This is a genomic window from Streptomyces tateyamensis, from assembly GCF_003205575.1.
GTDB classification, from domain to species: domain Bacteria; phylum Actinomycetota; class Actinomycetes; order Streptomycetales; family Streptomycetaceae; genus Kitasatospora; species Kitasatospora tateyamensis.
Genome location: NZ_PYBW01000109.1, coordinates 26,609 through 44,563, shown reverse-complemented (window position 1 = coordinate 44,563; position 17,955 = coordinate 26,609). Strand labels below are relative to the sequence as shown.

At 73.7% G+C, this 17,955-nt stretch carries 14 protein-coding genes and 2 pseudogenes; 12 read left to right on the top strand and 4 right to left on the bottom strand.

Translation table 11 applies throughout. The features are described 5' to 3' along the window. Positions 1–31 precede the first annotated feature (31 nt). From C7C46_RS26460 to C7C46_RS26415, 10 genes are read left to right on the top strand one after another with little or no spacing between them, the layout of a single operon-like run. The gene (locus tag C7C46_RS26460) at positions 32–1,348 is read left to right on the top strand and encodes a lysine N(6)-hydroxylase/L-ornithine N(5)-oxygenase family protein (RefSeq protein ID WP_110672443.1); all 1,317 of its coding nucleotides are present in this window, start codon (positions 32–34) and stop codon (positions 1,346–1,348) included. 4 nt (positions 1,349–1,352) lie between these two features. Continuing rightward, a complete protein-coding gene (locus C7C46_RS26455) occupies positions 1,353–2,393 on the top strand; it encodes an NAD(P)/FAD-dependent oxidoreductase (protein WP_110672442.1) in 1,041 nt (346 codons plus the stop codon). Then, the gene (locus C7C46_RS26450) at positions 2,390–4,669 is read left to right on the top strand and encodes a class I tRNA ligase family protein (protein WP_110672441.1); all 2,280 of its coding nucleotides are present in this window, start codon (positions 2,390–2,392) and stop codon (positions 4,667–4,669) included. Before C7C46_RS26455 ends, C7C46_RS26450 begins: the two co-directional genes overlap by 4 nt. Further along, positions 4,666–8,007: a non-ribosomal peptide synthetase gene (locus tag C7C46_RS26445; protein ID WP_110672440.1), complete on the top strand. Its 3,342-nt coding sequence runs from the start codon at positions 4,666–4,668 to the stop codon at positions 8,005–8,007. Before C7C46_RS26450 ends, C7C46_RS26445 begins: the two co-directional genes overlap by 4 nt. Further along, the gene (locus C7C46_RS26440) at positions 8,004–9,503 is read left to right on the top strand and encodes an AMP-binding protein (RefSeq protein WP_245984958.1); all 1,500 of its coding nucleotides are present in this window, start codon (positions 8,004–8,006) and stop codon (positions 9,501–9,503) included. The genes C7C46_RS26445 and C7C46_RS26440 overlap by 4 nt, the downstream gene beginning before the upstream one ends. Then, positions 9,493–9,756: an acyl carrier protein gene (locus C7C46_RS26435; RefSeq protein WP_110672439.1), complete on the top strand. Its 264-nt coding sequence runs from the start codon at positions 9,493–9,495 to the stop codon at positions 9,754–9,756. The genes C7C46_RS26440 and C7C46_RS26435 overlap by 11 nt, the downstream gene beginning before the upstream one ends. Before the next feature lie 2 nt (positions 9,757–9,758). After that, positions 9,759–10,373, top strand: coding sequence for a GNAT family N-acetyltransferase (locus tag C7C46_RS26430; RefSeq protein WP_110672438.1), 615 nt, complete (start codon positions 9,759–9,761; stop codon positions 10,371–10,373). Further along, entirely contained in the window at positions 10,370–11,428 is a 1,059-nt protein-coding gene (locus C7C46_RS26425; protein ID WP_110672437.1) for a C45 family autoproteolytic acyltransferase/hydrolase, read from the top strand. Before C7C46_RS26430 ends, C7C46_RS26425 begins: the two co-directional genes overlap by 4 nt. Further along, positions 11,425–12,168, top strand: a complete 744-nt coding sequence (locus C7C46_RS26420) for a 4'-phosphopantetheinyl transferase family protein (RefSeq protein WP_110672436.1) — start codon at positions 11,425–11,427, stop codon at positions 12,166–12,168. Before C7C46_RS26425 ends, C7C46_RS26420 begins: the two co-directional genes overlap by 4 nt. Next, entirely contained in the window at positions 12,155–12,703 is a 549-nt protein-coding gene (locus C7C46_RS26415; protein WP_110672435.1) for a hypothetical protein, read from the top strand. Before C7C46_RS26420 ends, C7C46_RS26415 begins: the two co-directional genes overlap by 14 nt. A gap of 154 nt (positions 12,704–12,857) precedes the next feature. Here C7C46_RS26415 and C7C46_RS37430 read toward each other — a convergent pair. From C7C46_RS37430 to C7C46_RS26405, 3 genes and pseudogenes are all read right to left on the bottom strand, one after another. Then, positions 12,858–13,583 (bottom strand): annotated as a pseudogene (locus tag C7C46_RS37430) (putative Ig domain-containing protein); the annotation flags it as partial. A 204-nt stretch (positions 13,584–13,787) separates the two neighbouring features. Continuing rightward, positions 13,788–14,225: pseudogene (locus C7C46_RS37425) on the bottom strand (trypsin-like peptidase domain-containing protein); the annotation flags it as partial. 373 nt (positions 14,226–14,598) lie between these two features. Continuing rightward, a complete protein-coding gene (locus tag C7C46_RS26405) occupies positions 14,599–15,030 on the bottom strand; it encodes an HAD family hydrolase (protein ID WP_110672433.1) in 432 nt (143 codons plus the stop codon). 181 nt (positions 15,031–15,211) lie between these two features. Between C7C46_RS26405 and C7C46_RS26400 the strand changes: the two genes are divergently transcribed. Both C7C46_RS26400 and C7C46_RS26395 read left to right on the top strand, forming a co-directional pair. Continuing rightward, a complete protein-coding gene (locus tag C7C46_RS26400) occupies positions 15,212–16,549 on the top strand; it encodes a condensation domain-containing protein (RefSeq protein ID WP_110672432.1) in 1,338 nt (445 codons plus the stop codon). Between the two features lie 103 nt (positions 16,550–16,652). Further along, positions 16,653–17,555, top strand: a complete 903-nt coding sequence (locus C7C46_RS26395; RefSeq protein WP_110672431.1) for a GNAT family N-acetyltransferase — start codon at positions 16,653–16,655, stop codon at positions 17,553–17,555. A 7-nt stretch (positions 17,556–17,562) separates the two neighbouring features. Here the strand turns inward: C7C46_RS26395 and C7C46_RS35295 are convergent, their stop codons facing one another. Then, positions 17,563–17,934: a VOC family protein gene (locus C7C46_RS35295; RefSeq protein ID WP_181442534.1), complete on the bottom strand. Its 372-nt coding sequence runs from the start codon at positions 17,932–17,934 to the stop codon at positions 17,563–17,565. Positions 17,935–17,955: the final 21 nt, after the last annotated feature.

The window sequence follows — 17,955 nt, the reverse complement described above, 5'->3', positions numbered from 1 at the left end:
CGCCATCCCGAACACCAGAGAGGCCCGCAACATGTCCCATGCCCAGTCCGTCGAGGCCCACTACACCTGCCTGGGTGTCGGTGCCGGCCCCGCCAACCTCAGCCTCGCTTCGCTGCTGCACAGCACCCCCGAGGTCAGCAACCTCTTCCTCGACCGCAAGGAGAAGTTCGGCTGGCACGACGGCCAGCAGATGCCCGGCTCGACCCTGCAGGTCTCGCTCTTCAAGGACCTGGTCAGCCTCACCGACCCGACCAACCCGTACTCCTTCCTGGCCTACCTGCACGAGCACGGCCGGATCTACCACTTCCTGAACGCCCAGTTCGCCGACGTGCCGCGCCAGGAGTTCCGCAACTACCTGGACTGGGCCAGCCGCCGCAACCCGAACGTGCGGTTCGGCGAGGAGGTGCGCGCGGTCGACTTCGACGGCGAACGCTTCGTGGTCGACACCGACCGGCGCCGGGTGAGCGCGGACAACCTGGTGCTCGGCGTCGGCAACCGCCCCTGGGTGCCGCCGCAGGCGCACGGCCTGACCGGTCCGAGCCAGTTCCACGTCGGCGAGTTCATGGACCGGGCCAAGGACCTGGCGGGCAAGCGGGTCGCGGTGATCGGCGGCGGCCAGTCCGGGGCCGAGGCCTTCCTCGACCTGATCTCCCGCCCGGGCAGCGAACTGCCGCGCCGGGTCTCCTGGATCTCCCGCCGGCGCAACTACTTCCCGATCGACGACTCGCCCTTCACCAACGACTTCTACATGCCGGGCCACGCCGAGTACTTCTACCGGCTGGCCCCCGCGGCCCGGGAGCGCTTCAACGCGGACCACATCCTGACCAGCGACGGGGTCTCCGAGAGCACCCTGCGCGAGATCTACCAGCGGATCTACGTGCACCGGTTCATCGAGGGCGCCGAGGACCTGGTGGCGCTGGCCCCCAACCGCAACGTGGAGTCGGTGCGCGCCGCCGTCGGCGGCGGCTGGACCGTCGAGGTGCGCCACAACGACCAGCGCCAGGGCACCGAGCGGTTCGAAGCGGACGTGATCGTCTGGGCGACCGGCTTCCGGCCGGCCTCCACCGACTTCCTGGCCCCGATCACCGACCGGCTGGAGCGCGAGGGCGAGGAGCTGCGGATCGACCAGGACTACGCCGTCTGCTGGGACGGCCCGCGGGACCGGAGCATCTTCGTGCAGAACGCGGCCAAGCAGCAGCGCGGCCTGGCCGACCCGAACCTGAGCCTGAACGCCTGGCGCAGCCGCAAGATCGTCGACCGGATCCGCGGGGTGCGCGGCAACGAGCCGCTGGAGTCCTTCATCGACTGGTCGGCCAAGGTCGGCGCGGACGCCGGCTGGGGAGCGTGACCCGATGACCGAGGTGGACATCGCGGTCGTCGGCGGCGGCATCATCGGCTGCCTGACCGCACGTGAGCTGTTGGCCCGGCGCCCCGGGCGCCGGGTGGCGGTGCTGGACCGCGACTCGGTCGGCTCCGGTGCCTCCCGCCGCTCGGCCGGCCTGCACTTCCCGCGCGGCGCGACCGGCCGGGTGCGCGGCATGGCCGCCTACAGCCAGCAGTACTACGCCGAACTCACCAGCGGGCGCCCCGAACTGCCGATCCACCAGGTCGGCATGGACGTGGTCGGTGCGGAGCAGGCGGTGCGCCAGAGCTACCTGGCCAGCGCCCGGCCGACCAAGGCCACGCCGGGCGTCTGGCAGGTCGAGGGCGGCCAGTACGCGGACGTGGCGGGCCTGACCGGCCGGCTCTTCACCGAACTGCGGGGCGCGGCCGTGGTGCACGAGGGCACCGGGGTCGACGCGATCGACCTCGGCGCCGACCGGATCACCCTGGGCCTGAGCAGCGGAGGCGAGCTGACGACCGGTCAGCTGGTGCTGGCGCCCGGCCCGTGGATCGCCGCCCCCGCCTGGCGGGAGCTGCTCGCCCCGCTGGAGGTGCGGGTGAAGAAGGTGGTCGCGCTGCACGTCGACCTGGTCCCCGGGCCCACCGACCGGGTGATCGTCTTCCAGGCCGAGGACGCCTTCCTGCTGCCGCTGCACGACCGCGGGCACTGGCTGTTCAGCTACACCTGCCAGGAGTGGGGCGTCGACCCCGACGCGCTGGGCGGCGAGGGCCTGTCCGACCAGGACCTCGGCGACGCGCTCGCGGTGCTGCGCACCCTGGCTCCCGAGTACGCGGCGCACTGCGGCTCCGGCCGGGTCTTCTGCGACGCCTACAGCGGCACCGGCGAGCCGATCGTGCGCCCGCTGCCGGCCGATCCCCGGGTGGTCTTCGCCGGAGCCGCCAACGGCTCCGGCTACCGGCTGGCCCCCGCCATCGCGGCCCAGGCCGCCGATCTGATCGACATTCCGTTCCCGACTGCCGCGGGCAGTCCGACCAGGAGTCACGCATGATACTGAGCAGCTACGACGAGAGCGTGCTGCACGAAGCCTTCGGTATCGACATGAGCAGCATCGAGGGCATCGAGGGCAGTCAGGGTTCGGGCGCCGGCTGGGGCCGGGTGGCCCCGGGGGTCAGCTCCGAACTGCACCGGCACGACGAGACCGAGTTCTTCGTGATCGTGGCCGGCCGGGGCGAGTTCCAGGTGGGCGAGGAAACCCACCCGGCGGTGCCCGGCACGGTCGCGCTCTTCGAGCCCTTCGAGACCCACGTGCTGCGCAACACCGGCACCGAGGACCTCCTGTTCGTCACCCAGTACTGGCGCGACGCCCAGCGCGCGGTGCAGGCGGCCACCGCCCCCGGCCGCACCGGCTTCGGGGACCGTCCGGTCTTCGTCTTCTCCACCCCGCCCACCCCCAACGGCGACCTGCACCTGGGCCACCTGTCCGGGCCGTACCTGGGCGCCGACGCCTTCGTTCGGTTCCAGCGGATGAACGGCACCCGGGCCTGGCACCTGACCGGTAGCGACGACTTCCAGAGCTACGTGGTCGGCGCCGCCGAGCGCGACGGCCGCACCCCGGCCGAGACCGCCGCGCACTTCAGCGCGGAGATCGCGGCCACCCTGGAACTGATGGACATCCCGCTGGACCAGTACACGGTGACCAACGCGGACCAGGAGTACCCGGACGGGCTGCGGGAGTTCTTCACCCGGCTGGTCGACTCCGGCCGGGTCGCCCCGAAGGCGGCGCCGGCCCTGTTCGACGGCGAGAGCGGCGGCTACCTGTACGAGGTGGACGTCAAGGGCACCTGCCCGACCTGCGGCAACGGCACCAGCGGCAACATCTGCGAGGAGTGCGGCGAGCCCAATCTGGTGGTCGACCTGGCCGAGCCGCGCTCGGCCCGCTCCACGGCCGCCCCGCAGCTGGGGGAGGCCACCCGCTACTCGCTGCCGCTGCACGAGTTCGAGGCCGAGATCGCCGCGCACCACCGCCTGGGCCGGGTCCCGGTGCGGCTGCGCGACCTGGCCCGCCGGCTGTTCGTCCGCCCCGAACTCGACATCCCGGTCAGCCACCTGGCCGACTGGGGTGTGCGCCCCGCCGAGCCGGCCGGCGCCGACCAGGTGATCTGGGTCTGGCCCGAGATGTCCTACGGCTTCCTGCACGGCATCCAGGCGCTCGGCCGCCGACTGGACCAGGACTGGCAGGCCGCCGCGCCCACCCAGGACTGGAAGATCGTCCACTTCTTCGGCTACGACAACAGCTTCTACCACGGCGTGCTCTACCCGGCGCTGTACCGCCTGGCGTTCCCCGACTGGACGCCCGACATCGACTACCACGTCAACGAGTTCTACCTGCTGGAGGGCGCCAAGTTCTCCACCAGCCGGCGGCACGCGATCTGGGGCAAGGAGATCCTCACCCCCGACACGGTGGACGCGGTGCGGTTCTTCCTCAGCCTGACCCGCCCGGAGGGCCGGCGGACCAACTTCCGCCGCGAGGAGTACCAGCGGGTGGTCGAGGAGACGCTGACCGGCACCTGGCAGCGCTGGCTCAACGACCTGGGCGCCCGGGTCCGCAAGGCGTACGACGGCAAGGCGCCGGACGCCGGCAACTGGACCCCCGAGCAGACCGCCTTCCTGGCCCGGCTCGACGCCCGGCTGAGGGCGGTGACCGGCGCGCTCGGCCAGGCCGGGTTCTCGCTCAACCAGGCCGCCGCCGAGCTGGACGGCCTGGTGCGCGACACCGTGCGGTTCGCCGAGCAGGAGGGCCTGACCGCCGACGCCGACCGCTGGCAGGCCGAGACCCGCACCGCCGTCGCGCTGGAGCTGGCCGCCGCCAAGCTGCTGGCCCAGGTGGCCGCTCCCGTGATGCCGCGGTTCGCCGGCCGGCTGGCCGCCGCGCTGGGGCTGGCCGAGCCGCAGCGGTGGCCGCAGAGCGTCGAACTGCTCGCCCCGGGTACCGAGGTGACGCTGGCCGACGCCACGTTCTTCGCCGCGCCGGCCGCGACCACCGCGCAGTCCCTGCCCGTCGCCGCCGAGCCGGCCCAGCTGGGGCTGCTCACCGAACTGGTCACCGAGGCCCTGCAGCTGACGCAGCCTCCGGCGCCGGACGCCACCCTGATCGACCTGGGCATCAGCTCGCTGCAGGCGGTCCAGCTGCAGTACCAGCTGCTCACCGCCCTGGACGTGGACGTGCTGGTGGACGAGCTGCTCGGCGAGCACGACCTGAGGGCGCTGGCCGAACTGCTCGGCGAGCGGGCCGGCGGCGCGGCGACGGCGGAGGCGGCGGCATGAGCGCCGAGATCCTGGAGCTGGTCCAGGACATCGAGGAGCGGGGCCTGGCCCTGTCCGTCACCGGCGGCGACCTGCGCCTGCAGGGCTTGCGCGACCGGATGGACCCCGAACTGGTCGGCCGGATCAAGCGGTTGAAGTCCGAGCTGATCAGCCACCTGAGCGCCGCCACCCCGCACGAGAGCGGCAGCTTCCCGCTCACCCCGCTGCAGCACGCCTACCTGCTCGGCCGCGGCGGTGTCTTCGAGATCTCCACCGCCAGCCACGTCTACCACGAGATCGAGGGCCACTGGGACCTCGCCCGACTGGAGACCGCGCTCAACGCGGTGGTCCGCAAGCACGACGCGCTGCGCACCCGGTTCACCGAGGACGGCCGCCAGCTCGTCGAGGCCTCGGTCGCCCCGGTCCTGATCGAGCGGCTGGACCTGCGCGGGCAGCCTGCCGAGGAGCAGCTGCGCATCCGCGCCGCGCTGCGCGAGGAGCGCTCGCACCGGGTGCTGCCCGCCGACCGGGCGCCGCTGCTGGCCGTGGAGGTGACCCAACTCGCGGACCGGGCCATGGTGCTGCACGTCAGCCACGACGGCCTGGTGATGGACGGGATCAGCTCCTTCCTGTTCTTCCGCGACTGGTGGCGCGCCTACCAGGGCGAGTTGGCCACCGACACCGCCGAACTGGCCCTGGAGGACTACGTCGCGGCGCTGGCCGCGGCCGGCAACAAGGCGCCCGCCGCCCGCTCGCGCACCTACTGGGCCGGCCGGCTGGACCAGCTGGCGGCCCACCCCGACCTGCCGCTGGCGGCGAGCCCGGCCGCGATCGAGCGGCCGAGGTTCGTCCAGCGCCAGGTCCGGCTGGACGCCGAGCTGTGGGCCGCCGTCAAGCGCCGGGCCGCCGCGGCGGGCCTGACCCCGTCCGGCGCGCTGCTGGCGGCCTACGGCGAGGTGCTCTCCCGCTGGGGCGCCGGCCGGCGGTTCACCGTGACCACCACGGTGGCCAACCGGCCGCCGGTGCACCACCGGATCGCCGAGGCGGTCGGGCAGTTCTCCGACACCCTGCTGGTGGAGATCGAGGTCGACCGCAGCCGGCCGTTCGCGGACCGCGCCCGGGCGCTGCAGCGGCAGCTGCGCACCGACCTGGACCACCGCCACCAGTCCGGCATCGAGGTGCTGCGCGAGCTCGGCCGGCGGCGCGGCAGCGCCGAGGCGCGGATGCCGTACACCTTCAACAGCGCGATCGGCTACACCGAGGAGGTGGACGGCTCGACCTTCGAGCTGTTCGGCCCCGAGGTGTTCAGTGTCAGCCAGACCCCGCAGATCTGGCTCAACGCCTTCGCGATGGAGCAGCGCCAGGGCCTGGTGGTCCAGCTGGACGGACTGGACGAGCTCTTCCCGGACGGCCTGCTGGACGCGCTGGCCCGCGGCTACCAGACCATGCTGGAGCAGCTGGCCGAGGAGGCGGCCTGGTCGCGCACCAGCTTCGACCTGCTGCCCGGCGAGCAGGTGCGCCGGCGCCGGGAGGCCAACGACACGGCGGTCGAACTGCCCGAGCTGCTGCTGCAGGAGGCCTTCACGGCCCGGGCCCGCAGCTGCCCGGACAACCCGGCCCTGATCACCAGTCAGCTCACCCTGACCTACGGCGAGCTGTACCGGCGGGCGGCGCACGCGGCGGGCTGGCTGCGTGCGCAGGGGGTCGGCCGCAACGAGCTGGTCGGCCTGGTGATGCGGCGCGGCCCCGAGCAGGTCATCGGCATCCTGGCCACCGTGCTGGCCGGCGCCGCCTACCTGCCGGTGGACGCGGCGCTGCCCGCCGAGCGGCGCCGGTACATGCTGGCGGACGGTCAGGTGCGGTGCGTGCTGGCCAACGTGGCGGACCCGGACCAGGACGGCCGCGCGGTGCTCCTGCTGGACGCCGCCGCCCCGGCCCCGGCCGGCGAGCCCGCCGAGCTGGCCCCGCCGGCCGGGGCCACCCCGGACGACCTGGCCTACGTGCTCTACACCTCCGGCACCACCGGCGCCCCCAAGGGCGTCATGGTGACCCACCGCAACGTGGCCAACGTGGTCGCCGACTGCTACACCCGCTTCGGCATCACCGAGGCCGACCGGTTCTTCGCGATCAGCGCGTTCAACTTCGACCTCTCGGTCTGGGACGTGTTCGGCGCGCTGACCGCGGGCGCCGCCCTGGTGCTGCCGGACGCCGACCGGGCCGTCGACCCGGGGCACTGGCTGCGGATGTGCGAGCTGGGCCGGGTGACGGTGTGGAACTCGGTGCCGGCCATCGTCGGCCTGCTGCACGACCAGGCGCTCGCCGAGCAGTGCGCGCCGCCGGCCCTGCGGCTGGTGATGATGAGCGGCGACCGGCTGCCCCCGGCGCTGCCGGCCGCGCTGCGCCGGCTGGTCCCGGGGCTGGAGGTGGTCTCGCTCGGCGGGCCGACCGAGACCACGGTCTGGAACATCCTGCACCCCGTCGAGGAGTGGGAGGACGGCTCCGAGTCCATCCCGTACGGCCGCCCCAACGCCAACAACCGCGCCTACGTGCTGGACGAGGACGGTCAGGACGCCCCCGACTGGGTGACCGGCGAGATCTGCGGCGCCGGCACCGGCCTGGCCAAGGGCTACTGGCGCAACGAGGAGCGCACCGCCGAGAAGTTCCAGCAGGACGAGCGGCTCGGCGAGCGGCTCTACCGCACCGGCGACCTGGGCCGCTACCTGCCCAGCGGCGAGATCCAGATCCTGGGCCGCAGCGACTTCCAGATCAAGGTCAACGGCTACCGGATCGAGGCCGGCGAGGTGGAAACCCGGCTGGCCGGCCTGGCGGCGGTCCGCCAGGCCGTGGTGGTCCGTCAGGAGGGCAGCCAGGGCGACCGGCTGGTGGCCCACCTGGTCCCGGCCGGGGCGGACCGGCCGGACGTCCTGGTGATCCGTCAGGAGCTGCGGGAGGCGCTGCCCGAGTACATGGTCCCGGCCGCGGTGGTCTGGCACGACGAGCTGCCGCTGACCCGCAACGGCAAGGTGGACCGCGGCGAGCTGATCCGCCGGGCCCCCGCCGCCGAGCCGGAGCCCGCCGCCACCGCCGCCGCCCCCGAGGCGGACGACACCCCGGCGGGCCCCACCGAGACCGAGCTGACCGGCATCTGGGCGCAGATCCTGCACCGCAGCGCCGTCGGCCCGCACGACAACCTGTACGCGCTGGGCGGCGACTCGATCAGCGCCGCCCGGATCCTCACCGCGGTGCGCAAGCGCTTCGGGGTGGGCATCCCGCTGGGCCGGCTGGCCGCGCTGGAGACGGTGCGGCTGATGGCGGCACACGTGGACGCGACGCTGGCGGCGAAGGAGGCCCAGCGGTGATCGTCAACCGGATCACGGCCGAGGCGCCGGTGGGCGGGCGGATCTCGTTCGCCCGGCTGGACGGCACCGAGACCTTCTCGCTCGCCGAACTGCACGCCAGGGCAGGCAGGTTGGCCGCGTCCCTGGCCGAGCTCGGGATCGGCCCGGGAGACCGGATCGGGATCCTGGCGGCCAACAGCCCGCAGTGGGTGCTGCTCGACCTGGCGGCCCTGTGGCTGGGCGCCCAGACGGCCGGCTTCGAACCCGGCAAGTTCGACCCCGACCAGCAGCTGATCACCCGTTACGGACTGCGGCTGCTCTTCACCGACCGGCCGTCCGAGGCCGCCGAGGCGCTGCCGCTGACCGAGGTGGACCGGCTGGTGGAGAAGGCCGACTCGGCTCCCGAACCGGTCAGCTGGGCGGCCTGGCAGGTGACCACCGTCAAGTTCACCTCCGGCAGCACCGGCGAGCCCAAGGGGCTGGGTGCGACCGCCGGTTCGATCGACAGCTCGCTGCGCGCGGTCCAGGACATGTTCCACCACCGGCCCGGGGACGACCTTTTCGTCTTCCTGCCGCTGTCGCTGCTGCAGCAGCGGTACTGGGTCTACTCCGCACTGCGGCACGGCCACGACGTGACAATCTCCACCTACGAGGCGGCCTTCGCCACCATGCGCCGGGCCCGGCCCACCGTGGTGATGGGCGTGCCCGCCTACTACGAGACCGCCCGCCGCCAGCTGGAGAGCCGGGCCGCCCGCTCCGGCAAGCCGGCCGCCGAGCTGGCCAGGCAGCTGTTCGGCGACCGGATCCGCTACCTGTGGACCGGCTCGGCGCCCGCCGCCCCCGCCATGCTGCGCTTCTTCACCGAGGCCGGCCTGCCCATCTACGAGGGCTACGGCCTCAACGAGACCTGCATCGTGGCCAAGAACCACCCCGGCGCCTCCCGCGAGGGCAGCGTCGGGCGGGTGGTGGTCGGCAAGGAGGTGCTGCTGGACGCCGACGGCGTGATCAGCGTGCGCAGCGACCACCCCGTCAACGACCACTACGAGTACGCCGCCCCCGGCGACAGCGAGAAGGTCTTCCGGCCCGGCGGCCTGGTGCGCACCGGCGACCTGGGCCTGGTGGACGAGGACGGCTACCTCTACATCCTGGGCCGGGCCGACGACGTGATCGTGCTGGAGAACGGCAAGAAGGTGGTGGTCCGCCCGATCGAGGAGCAGTTGCGCGCGGGCGGGGCGATCACCGAGGCCGTGCTCTTCTGCCCGCAGCAGACCGACCTGGTCGCCGTCGTCTGCGCCGCCGCCCAGCCGCCCGACGAGCGCGCGATCGCGGCCGCGCTGAACGCCGCCAACGCGGCGCTCGGCAAGGACGAGCGGATCTCGCGCGCGATCGTCGCCACCGAGCCGTTCACCGTCGAGAACGGCCTGCTCACCTCCCAGTTCAAGCCCCGGCGCCCGCAGATCCGCGCCGCCTACGCCACCGAGCTCGCCAACCCGCAGGAGGGTATCCATGCACACTGAGACCGAGACCGCCGCCCGGGAGAACCTGGTGCTGGTGCTGACCAGCCCCGTCGAACCCGAGGAGATCGACCCCGACGCCGACCTGGCCGGCCGCTACGGACTGACCTCGCTCAACAAGGTGCTCTTCCTGACCTCGCTGTGCGACGAGACCGGCACCGAGCTGTCCCGGTTCACCGAGCACGACCTGGCCCGGATGACCACGCTGCGCGAGGTCGTCGAGGCCGTCGCCCCCACCGGCATCCGGGCGGTGTGACGATGGGAACCTGGGCCGTCGAGGCACCCGTGGTGCTGGAGAACGAGCACGTGCGCCTGCACCCGCTGACCGCCGCCGACCGGGACGGACTGCGCGAGGTCGCGCTGGCCCCCGAGATCTGGCGCTACTTCGTCACCCGGATCGAGACGCCGGCCGACTACGAGGCCTTCTTCGAGGCGACGCTGGCCGACCACCAGGCCGGCCGCCGGGCGGTGTTCGTCATCATCGACAAGCGGACCGGCCGGACCGCCGGCTCGATGAGCTTCGGCAACCTGGCCGAGGCGGACGGCCGGCTGGAGATCGGCTGGTCCTGGCTGGGCCTGGACTTCCAGGGCCGGGGCGTCAACCGCTGGGCCAAGTACCTGCTGCTGCAGCACGCCTTCGAGCGGCTGGGCGCGCTGCGGGTCGAGTTCAAGACCGACGAGCTGAACCAGCAGGCCCGGGCCGGACTGCGCAAGATCGGCGCCCGCGAGGAGGGCACGCTGCGCAGCTTCAACCCGATGCCGGACGGGCGCCGCCGCAACGCCGTCTTCTACAGCGTGCTGCGCGAGGAGTGGCCGGACGTGAAGGGCCAGTTGGCCCGCGCACCGCGGGTGGTCCGCCAGGGGTCGGCATGAGTGCGGCCCTGCGGCTGGCCGGTGACCCGTTCGAGGTCGGGCGGCAGCACGGGACGGCGCTGGCCGCGAGCCTGCACGCCTTCCTGGACGACGGACTGGCCCGGCTCAACCACCTGACCGCCGCCCCGCTGACGCCGGCCGGGCTGCGGCCGCGGATCGACGCCTACCGGGCGGCGGTCGCGGCCGCCGCCCCGGCGCTGGCCGCCGAGGTCGAGGGGCTGGCCGCCGGCGCCGGGCTGACCGGGGAACAGGCCTGGCTGCTGCAACTGCGGCGGGAGATCATGGGGTACCAGAAGGTGCCCACCGCCGGGGACTGCACCACCTACGCCCGGGCCGGCGGCCGCTTCGCCGGACACCCGGTGCTGGCGCAGACGGTGGACCTGAACGGCAACCTGGACGACGCGATCAGCGTGCTGGACGTCTCGGTGGCGGGTAGCGGGCGCCGGTCGCTGGTGCTCTCCTTCGCCGGACTGCTCGGGTACCTGGGGATCAACAGCGACGGCCTGGCGATCGGGCTCAACCTGGTGCTCGGCGGCGACTGGCGGCCCGGCCTGCCGCCGTACCTGGCGATCCGCCAACTGCTGGACGAGGCAGGGAGCGTGGACGAGGCGGTGGCGCGGCTGCGCGGAATGCGGCTGGCCAGCTCCCGCTCGCTGACGCTCTGCGACCGGGAGCGGGCGGTCTGGGTGGAGGTGCTCGGGGACTCGGTGCGGGTGCACGAGGACCGCGAGCGGTGCGAGACCACCCACACCAACCACTTCCTCGACCCGGAGTTCGCCGCCCACGACGAGCTCAACGTGTTCGCCCGCAACTCCTCGGTGCGCCGGCTCAAGGAGGTGAGGGCCGGGCTGGCCGAGCTCGGCCCGGCGGCCGCGGCGGAGGACCACTTCGCGCTGCTGTCCAGGCCGCCGATCTGCGTCCCCGACGAGGGCGACATCCGCCGCGAGCGGACCGTGGCCGCCGTGGTGCTGCTCCCCGAGCGCGGGGAACTGCACCTGCGGCCCGGCGACCCCTCCCGATCCGGCACGCAGGTGTTCAGCCTGCGCCCGACGTGACGGGCCCGGGCGCCGGGGCGCCGACGGCGGGGGTCGAGGCCTGGCTCGCGGACCTCGCGGCCGATGCCGAGGCGCTGTCGCCGGCCCACTACCGCCTGGACCTGACCGAGGAGGAACGCAGGCGGGCGGCCGGCTACCTGAACGGGGAGGACGCCCGGCTCTTCCTGCGCTCCCGGCTGGCCGTCCGCTCGCTGCTCGCCGCGCGCCTGGGCGAGGCCCCCGGCGCGGTGCGGCTGGGCCGGACCAGGGGCGGCAAGCCGTACCTGCCGGACCACCCGGAGCTCAAGGTCAGCTGGTCGCGCTCCGAGGACCTGCTACTGCTCGGCATCTCGGAGCAGGGGGCACTGGGGGTGGACCTGGAACGGGTCCGGCTGATCCCCGCCGCCACCCAGGTGCTGGCCTCCGTCTACCCCGCGCTGCCCCCGCAGGCGGAGCTGGCCGGGCCGGAGTTCTTCTTCTCGGCCTGGACGCTGCTGGAGGCCGCCGTCAAGGCGACGGGGCGGGGGCTGGCCGAGGGGGTGGGGGACGTGACGCTCTCCTTCCCGGCCCACGGCGGCGCCGCCCTGCTGGGGATCGCCCGCACCGGGGGCGAGCCGTGGGCGGCGAGCACGGCGCTGCTGGCGGCGCCGGCCGCGTCCGGTGCGCGGTTGATGGCCTCGTTCGTGACCCGGGGCCGGCTGGGACGGGTCTGGTTGCGGCGGTGGCCGCCGGAGGGAGCTGACCGGGATGACCGGGACTGACGAGACGACGGTAGCGGTGCTGGAGCTGGTGGCACCGCTGCTGACCGTCGACCAGCTGCGGGAGCGGCTGGCCGGGGCGGCGGGCGATCCCCGGTTCGGGGTGCGGGTGCGGGACGGGTGGGACGGCCCGCAGGCCCGGATCACCGCTGCGGCCTCCGCCGCGGCGGCGGGGGAGCTGGAGCGGGCCCTGGGGGTGGAACCGCCCGCGGCCGAGGCCGCCGGTCCCCGCGCCGACGCCGGCTTCACGGGACGGGCCTTCGCCGCCTGGCAGGAGTTGCTGCGCCGCTGCCCCGAGGCGGACCGGGCCCGGTACGGCTTCGTGCTGAACGCGGAACCCGCGCTGCCCGAGGGCTGGTTGCTCCTCGGCTGGGCCAACCCGGCCTTCGGTGCTGTGCAGTTCACGGTGCGCCGGTACGCGCGGCTGGCGGTCACCTCCCCGGGGCCGGCCGAGCAGGCCGAGCTGGACCTGCTGCTCGCCCGGTGGACCGCGCTCGTGCGGCAGGCCGGTGACCGGGAGGCGCTGACCGCGGGGTGAGTGGTCCCCCCCGCTGCCCCCGCTGCCCCCGCGCACCGGCGCGGGGGCAGCGGGGCCGAGTGCGCTGACGGAGCGTCAGCGACGCTCACGGCCGGGCCGCCGGATTTCCGCGGCCCGGGCACCCATCGGTCAGCCGGTCAGCCGGTCAGCCGGGTCAGCTGGTCTGCAGCGAGGTGTCGTCGATCACGAAGCTGGTCTGCAGCGAGGAGTCCTCGGTGCCGGTGAACTTCAGGGTGACGCTCTGGCCGGCGTAGGCGGAGAGGTCGAAGGACTTCTGCACGTAGCCGGTGGCGGCGTTGACGTTGGAGTAGGTGGCCAGGGTGGTGGTGTTGGCGGCCACGGTCAGCTTGTCGTAGGCGGTCGAACCGGTTTCGGCGGTGTCGATGTGCAGCCAGAAGCTGAAGGTGGCGTGGCAGCCGGCCGGGATGGTGACGGTCTGGGAGAGGGTGTCGGTGTGGGCGGAGCCGTAGCCGTCCAGCCAGGCCTTCCAGGAGCCGCTGTGGGCGGCCTCGGAGGAGCTGTTGTCGATGACGCCGGTGGAGGTGGTCCACGGTGCGGCGGTGCCGGTCTCGAAGCCGGCGTTGCCGAGCAGCTGGGCGGCGGTGCAGCCGCCGCCACCGGCGGGGTTGACGGTCCAGGAGAAGCCGGCGGAGTTGGTCGCGCCGGTGGCGTCGGTGGCGGTGACCGTCACGGTGGAGCTACCGGTCGCCGTCGGGGTGCCGGAGATCAGGCCCGAGGAGCTGACGGTGAGTCCGGCGGGCAGGCCGGTCGCGGTCCAGCGGATCGGCGCGGTGCCGCCGGTCGCGGCGAGCTGCAGGCTGACGGCGGTGCCGACCACCGTGCTCTGGGCGCCGGGGTTGCTGACCGTGACGCTGCTGCCGCCGCCCGGCTTGGTGAGCAGGCAGCCGCTGACGGTGAGGTCGATGGCCCTGCTCGCGTTCAGGCAGGTGGTGAACCAGTAGGTCTCCTCACCGTAACTCTGGCCCTGGTACTCCTTGGTGGAGCCGTCGGCCGCCACCTCGCAGGGGTTGTTGAGGGTGCACATCTGGCCGTTGTCGTTGCCGGTGTTGTTGATGCCGACGATCTGCCCGCTGGTGGCGTCGATGATCGGCGAGCCGGAGGTGCCGTGCGTGGTGTTGCAGCCGGTGTTGTAGCGCAGCGAGTCGTGCCAGGTCCACTGGTCCTCGCGCAGGGTGGGTACGAAGCCGTTGATCGAGCAGTTCCACACCTGCTTCCAGTAGCCGGACGGTATGTACATCGAGGACCCGTCCACCGGGTGGCTGCTGCTGACGGTCAGTGCGGTCGCCCCGTATTTGCTGGTGATCGAGGCGAAGGTGTCGGTCAGCTCGTAGAGGGTCACGTCGGTGCCGGTCATGGTCGCGTACAGCACCTTGTCGGCGTTGACCGTGCCGAGCGCGGCGCCGCTGCTGCTGAGCAGGGTGCCGCTGCGGCTGGCCGCGGTGTTCTGGATCACCTGGCCGTAGTTGGGCATGGTGGGCAGGCAGTGGCCGTTGGTGAGCATCATCGCCCGGTCACCGCTCTGCGAGCTGGGGAAGCGCACCAGCGAGGCCGAGCAGTCGTCCAGCGCGATGGTCGAGGTCAGGTCGGCAGCCGCGAGGGCGGGGGCGGCGGCTGCCCGGGTGGGGGCCGGGGCCGCCTGGGCGGGCGCCGCTGCCACCGTCAACGTGCCCGCGACCACCGCCGCCGCGCCGAGCGCGGCGGCAAGTCCCTTGAACATGGCTCTCCTTGTGGGGGATGGCCGGGTGCGCTACCTGGTGTGCGCACCCGGACCGATCGAAGCTGCCATGACCACTTCAATCCCGTCAACGGTGCGGACCGAATTGGTGGTGGAGGAATCCGGTGGCCGGGGCCGGCGGCCGGGGCTGCTGTCCCGGTCAGCAGTGGTGCGGCCGCCCCAGCCCGATCGCGTGCCTGGCCTGGGCCAGGGTGGTGGTCCAGTCGCCCTCGAAGCGCAGTGCTCGGTCGTCCACGTACAGGGCGGCGCCGAGCTTCTTGTTGGTCACCAGCAGCTTCTGCCGCTCCAGCCAGTAGGCGCGGTCGGGGTCGGCGTCCACCAGGGTGGCCAGCCCCGTGTGCCGGCTGAGCCACGCGGCGACCGCCGAGTGGAACCGCCGCGGCCGCGCGGTGACCACGAACACCGCCCGGACGCTGACCAGCGCGTGCACCGCCTCGATCGCACCGGGGATCGGCTCGCCGTAGATCCGGCCGTCCTGCCAGCCGTCGTCGTGGGCGACCAGGGTCTGGTCGAAGTCCAGGCCGACCGCGTGCGAGGCGGGCGAGGCGGGGTCGAGCGGGATGACGGCCACGGGGGCTCCTTCTGCTTCTGCTGCGAGGGTGGGTGTTGCTGCTGGTGGGGGAGAGCGCGGGGGCGGTGGATCATTACACCGGTCCGTCGATCTCCTGGTGGCGGGTGCCGTCACGGCCCTAGGATCCGGTGCCAGGAAATGGTCTGGACCATCTGGGCCGACAGGGGACGGAGGCACGCCGATGGCGCGCGAGGGGCTGGACGTCGGGTTCGCGGGGCTGGCGGCGTGGCAGGGGCCGGCCACCTGGGGGCAGCGGACGATCTGGGCGCCGATCGCCTGGTACGCCCCCGACGACCACTACTTCAACATCGCGCTCCCGCTGCGGCTGCGGCGACCGGTCCCGCCCGCAGACCTGGTGGCGGCGCTGCGGGCGCTGCTGACCCGGCACGAGTCGCTGCGCACCAGCTACCGGCTCGGTCCTGACGGCCTGCTGGCGCAGCGGCTGCACGGGGCGGGCCGGCTGACGGTCCGGCTGGTCGAGGTGGCGGCGGAGCAGGACCTGGCCGGGGCACTGGAGCGGGTGGCCGCCGAGGAGAAGGCGCAGCGCTTCGAGCTGCTCGGGGACGGGCTGCCGGTGCGGGTCTGCGCACTGCTCACCGCGGGCGAGGTGGTGGCGGCAGTGCTGACGGTGGCGCACATCGCGGCGGACGGCACCGGGGCCCAGGTGGTGCTGGACGACCTGCGCCGCCTGCTCGCCCAGCAGCGGCGCCGCCCGGGGGAGCTGCCGCCGCCGGTGGCCGGGCGCCAGCCGCGCGAGCAGGCCGCGTACGAGGCGGGCCCGCAGGCGCAGGCGCGCAGTGCGGCGGCGATCGCCCTGTGGACCCGTCAGCTGGCCGCGATCCCGGCCAGCCTGTGGCCCGAGCAGGTCGGCCCGGGCGAGTCCGAGCGCTGGTGGGAGGGCGAGCTGGCGGCCGAGCGGCTGGACGCGGCGAGCCGGGTGGCGGCCGGGCGGCTGGGGGTCTCGGCGAGCGCGGTGGTGCTGGCCGCGCTGGGGCAGGAGCTCGGGGCGCGCACCGGGTGCGCGGCCGTGCCGTTGAAGGTGATCCTGGGGAACCGGGTGAGCGAGGAGCAGCGCAGCGCGGTGGGGGCGTTCGCCCAGAACGGGCTGGTGGTGCTGGCGGGTGCGGACCAGGCGGACTTCGGGGAGCTCGCCCAGGCGGCGGGGCGGGCGCAGCTGCAGACCTCGCGGCACGGGCACTACGACCCGTCCGCGCTGGCGGCGGCGGTGGCGGGGGAGGAGCAGCGGCGGGGCGCCGTCCTCGACCTGAACGCGCTCTTCAACGACCACCGGGACCTGGCCCGCCCGTTCGCCGGCGAGCTCGCCGCCACCGCCCCGGGCGCGTTCCGCTGGCGCTCGCGCTGGGCCCGCCAGGACTGCCGCTTCTTCTTCGGCCTGGCCCAGGGCTCGGGCGGCCCGATCGCCACGCTGCTGGTGGACACCCGGTGCGTGCCGGCGGCGCAGGTGGAACCGCTGCTGCGCGGCGTGGAGGAGCGCGTGGTGGCGGCCGCCCTGGAGTGAGGCGCTGCGAGCCCTGCCGGCCCGCACCGCCGCCCTGCTGGCGTCGGTGCTCTGACCCCCTGCGCCGCTCCGCAGCCGAACCGCGGAGGCCTATGCTGCCAGGATGATCTCATACGTACCTCTGACCGAACTCGCCGACTGGTATCCGGCGTTCAGGCAGCGCCAGGTGGACGCCTACCAGGCGGCGGGGCTGCCGGGGCCCGCCGCCGAGGAGTGCGTCGACCGGCTGGTGGAGCACGGGCGAGACTGGACGGCCGTCGCGATCACGGAGGCGGACGGTCAGCGGGTCGGACAGCTGGTGGTCGGGGTGGTCCACCCGCAGGGCCGGGTGGTCGGGCGGATCGTGGACCTGTGGACCGAGCCGGCCCACGACCGGCACCGGGCCGCTGCCGAGGCCTGGGCGCGGCAGTGGTGCGAGGCGCGCGAGGCGCGGCGGGTGGCGGTACGGCTGGTCGAGCCGGACCCGGTGTTCGCCGACTACCCGCTGCGCTCGCAGACGCGCTGCAAGGCGCTCGGCAAGGCGCCCGAGCCGCCCGCCGGGGTGACGGTCCGTCCGATGACCGCGGCCGAGTACGCCGGCTGGGCCGCCACCGAGCAGCGGGAGTACGCCGAGGACATCGTGCGCGCCGGCTCGCTGACCCTGGCGGAGGCGCTGCGACAGGCCGAGCAGGAGTACGCCCAACTGCTGCCGTACGCCCTGGAGACCCCGGACACCAGCATCCTGGTCCTGGAGGCGGAGGGTGCCGAGCTCGGCGTGGTCTGGCTGAAGCACGGCTACCTGCCCGGCGTCAGCTACCTCTACTCGCTGCTGGTCCACCCCGAGCACCGCGGCCGCGGCTTCGGCCGCGCCGCCATGGCGGTCTGCGAGCGGGCGAGCCTGGCCGCCGGTGACGGGGCGCTGATGTTCAACGTGTTCGGCGGCAACGAGATCGCGATGAACCTGTACACCAAGACCGGCTACGCCGTCCTGGAGGAGAGCAGGTCACTGGACCTCGACGGAAGTTGACGGTACGTCAGCCGCGCTCGGCGCGGCTGCGCTCGACGCAGAACTCGTTGCCCTCGGGGTCGGCGAGGGTGGCCCAGCCGGTGCCGTCGGGGTTGCGGTGGTCGGCCACCAGGGTGGCGCCCAGGGCCAGCAGGCGTGCCACCTCCTCGTCGCGGGTCCGGTCCTGCGGTTGGAGGTCCAGGTGGACCCGGTTCTTGACGGTCTTCGGGTCGGGCACGGTGACGAACAGCAGTGCGGCCCCCGGGGTTTCGAGCACCGCCTCGGGGTCGCCGGGGTGGTCGTCCTCGTGCAGTGGCGCGTCCAGCGCGGCGGCCCAGAAGGAGCCGAGCGCATAGGCGTCGGCGCAGTCGATGGTGACGTGTCGTACGAGAGATGCCATGGCGGGATTCTCCCGTACGAC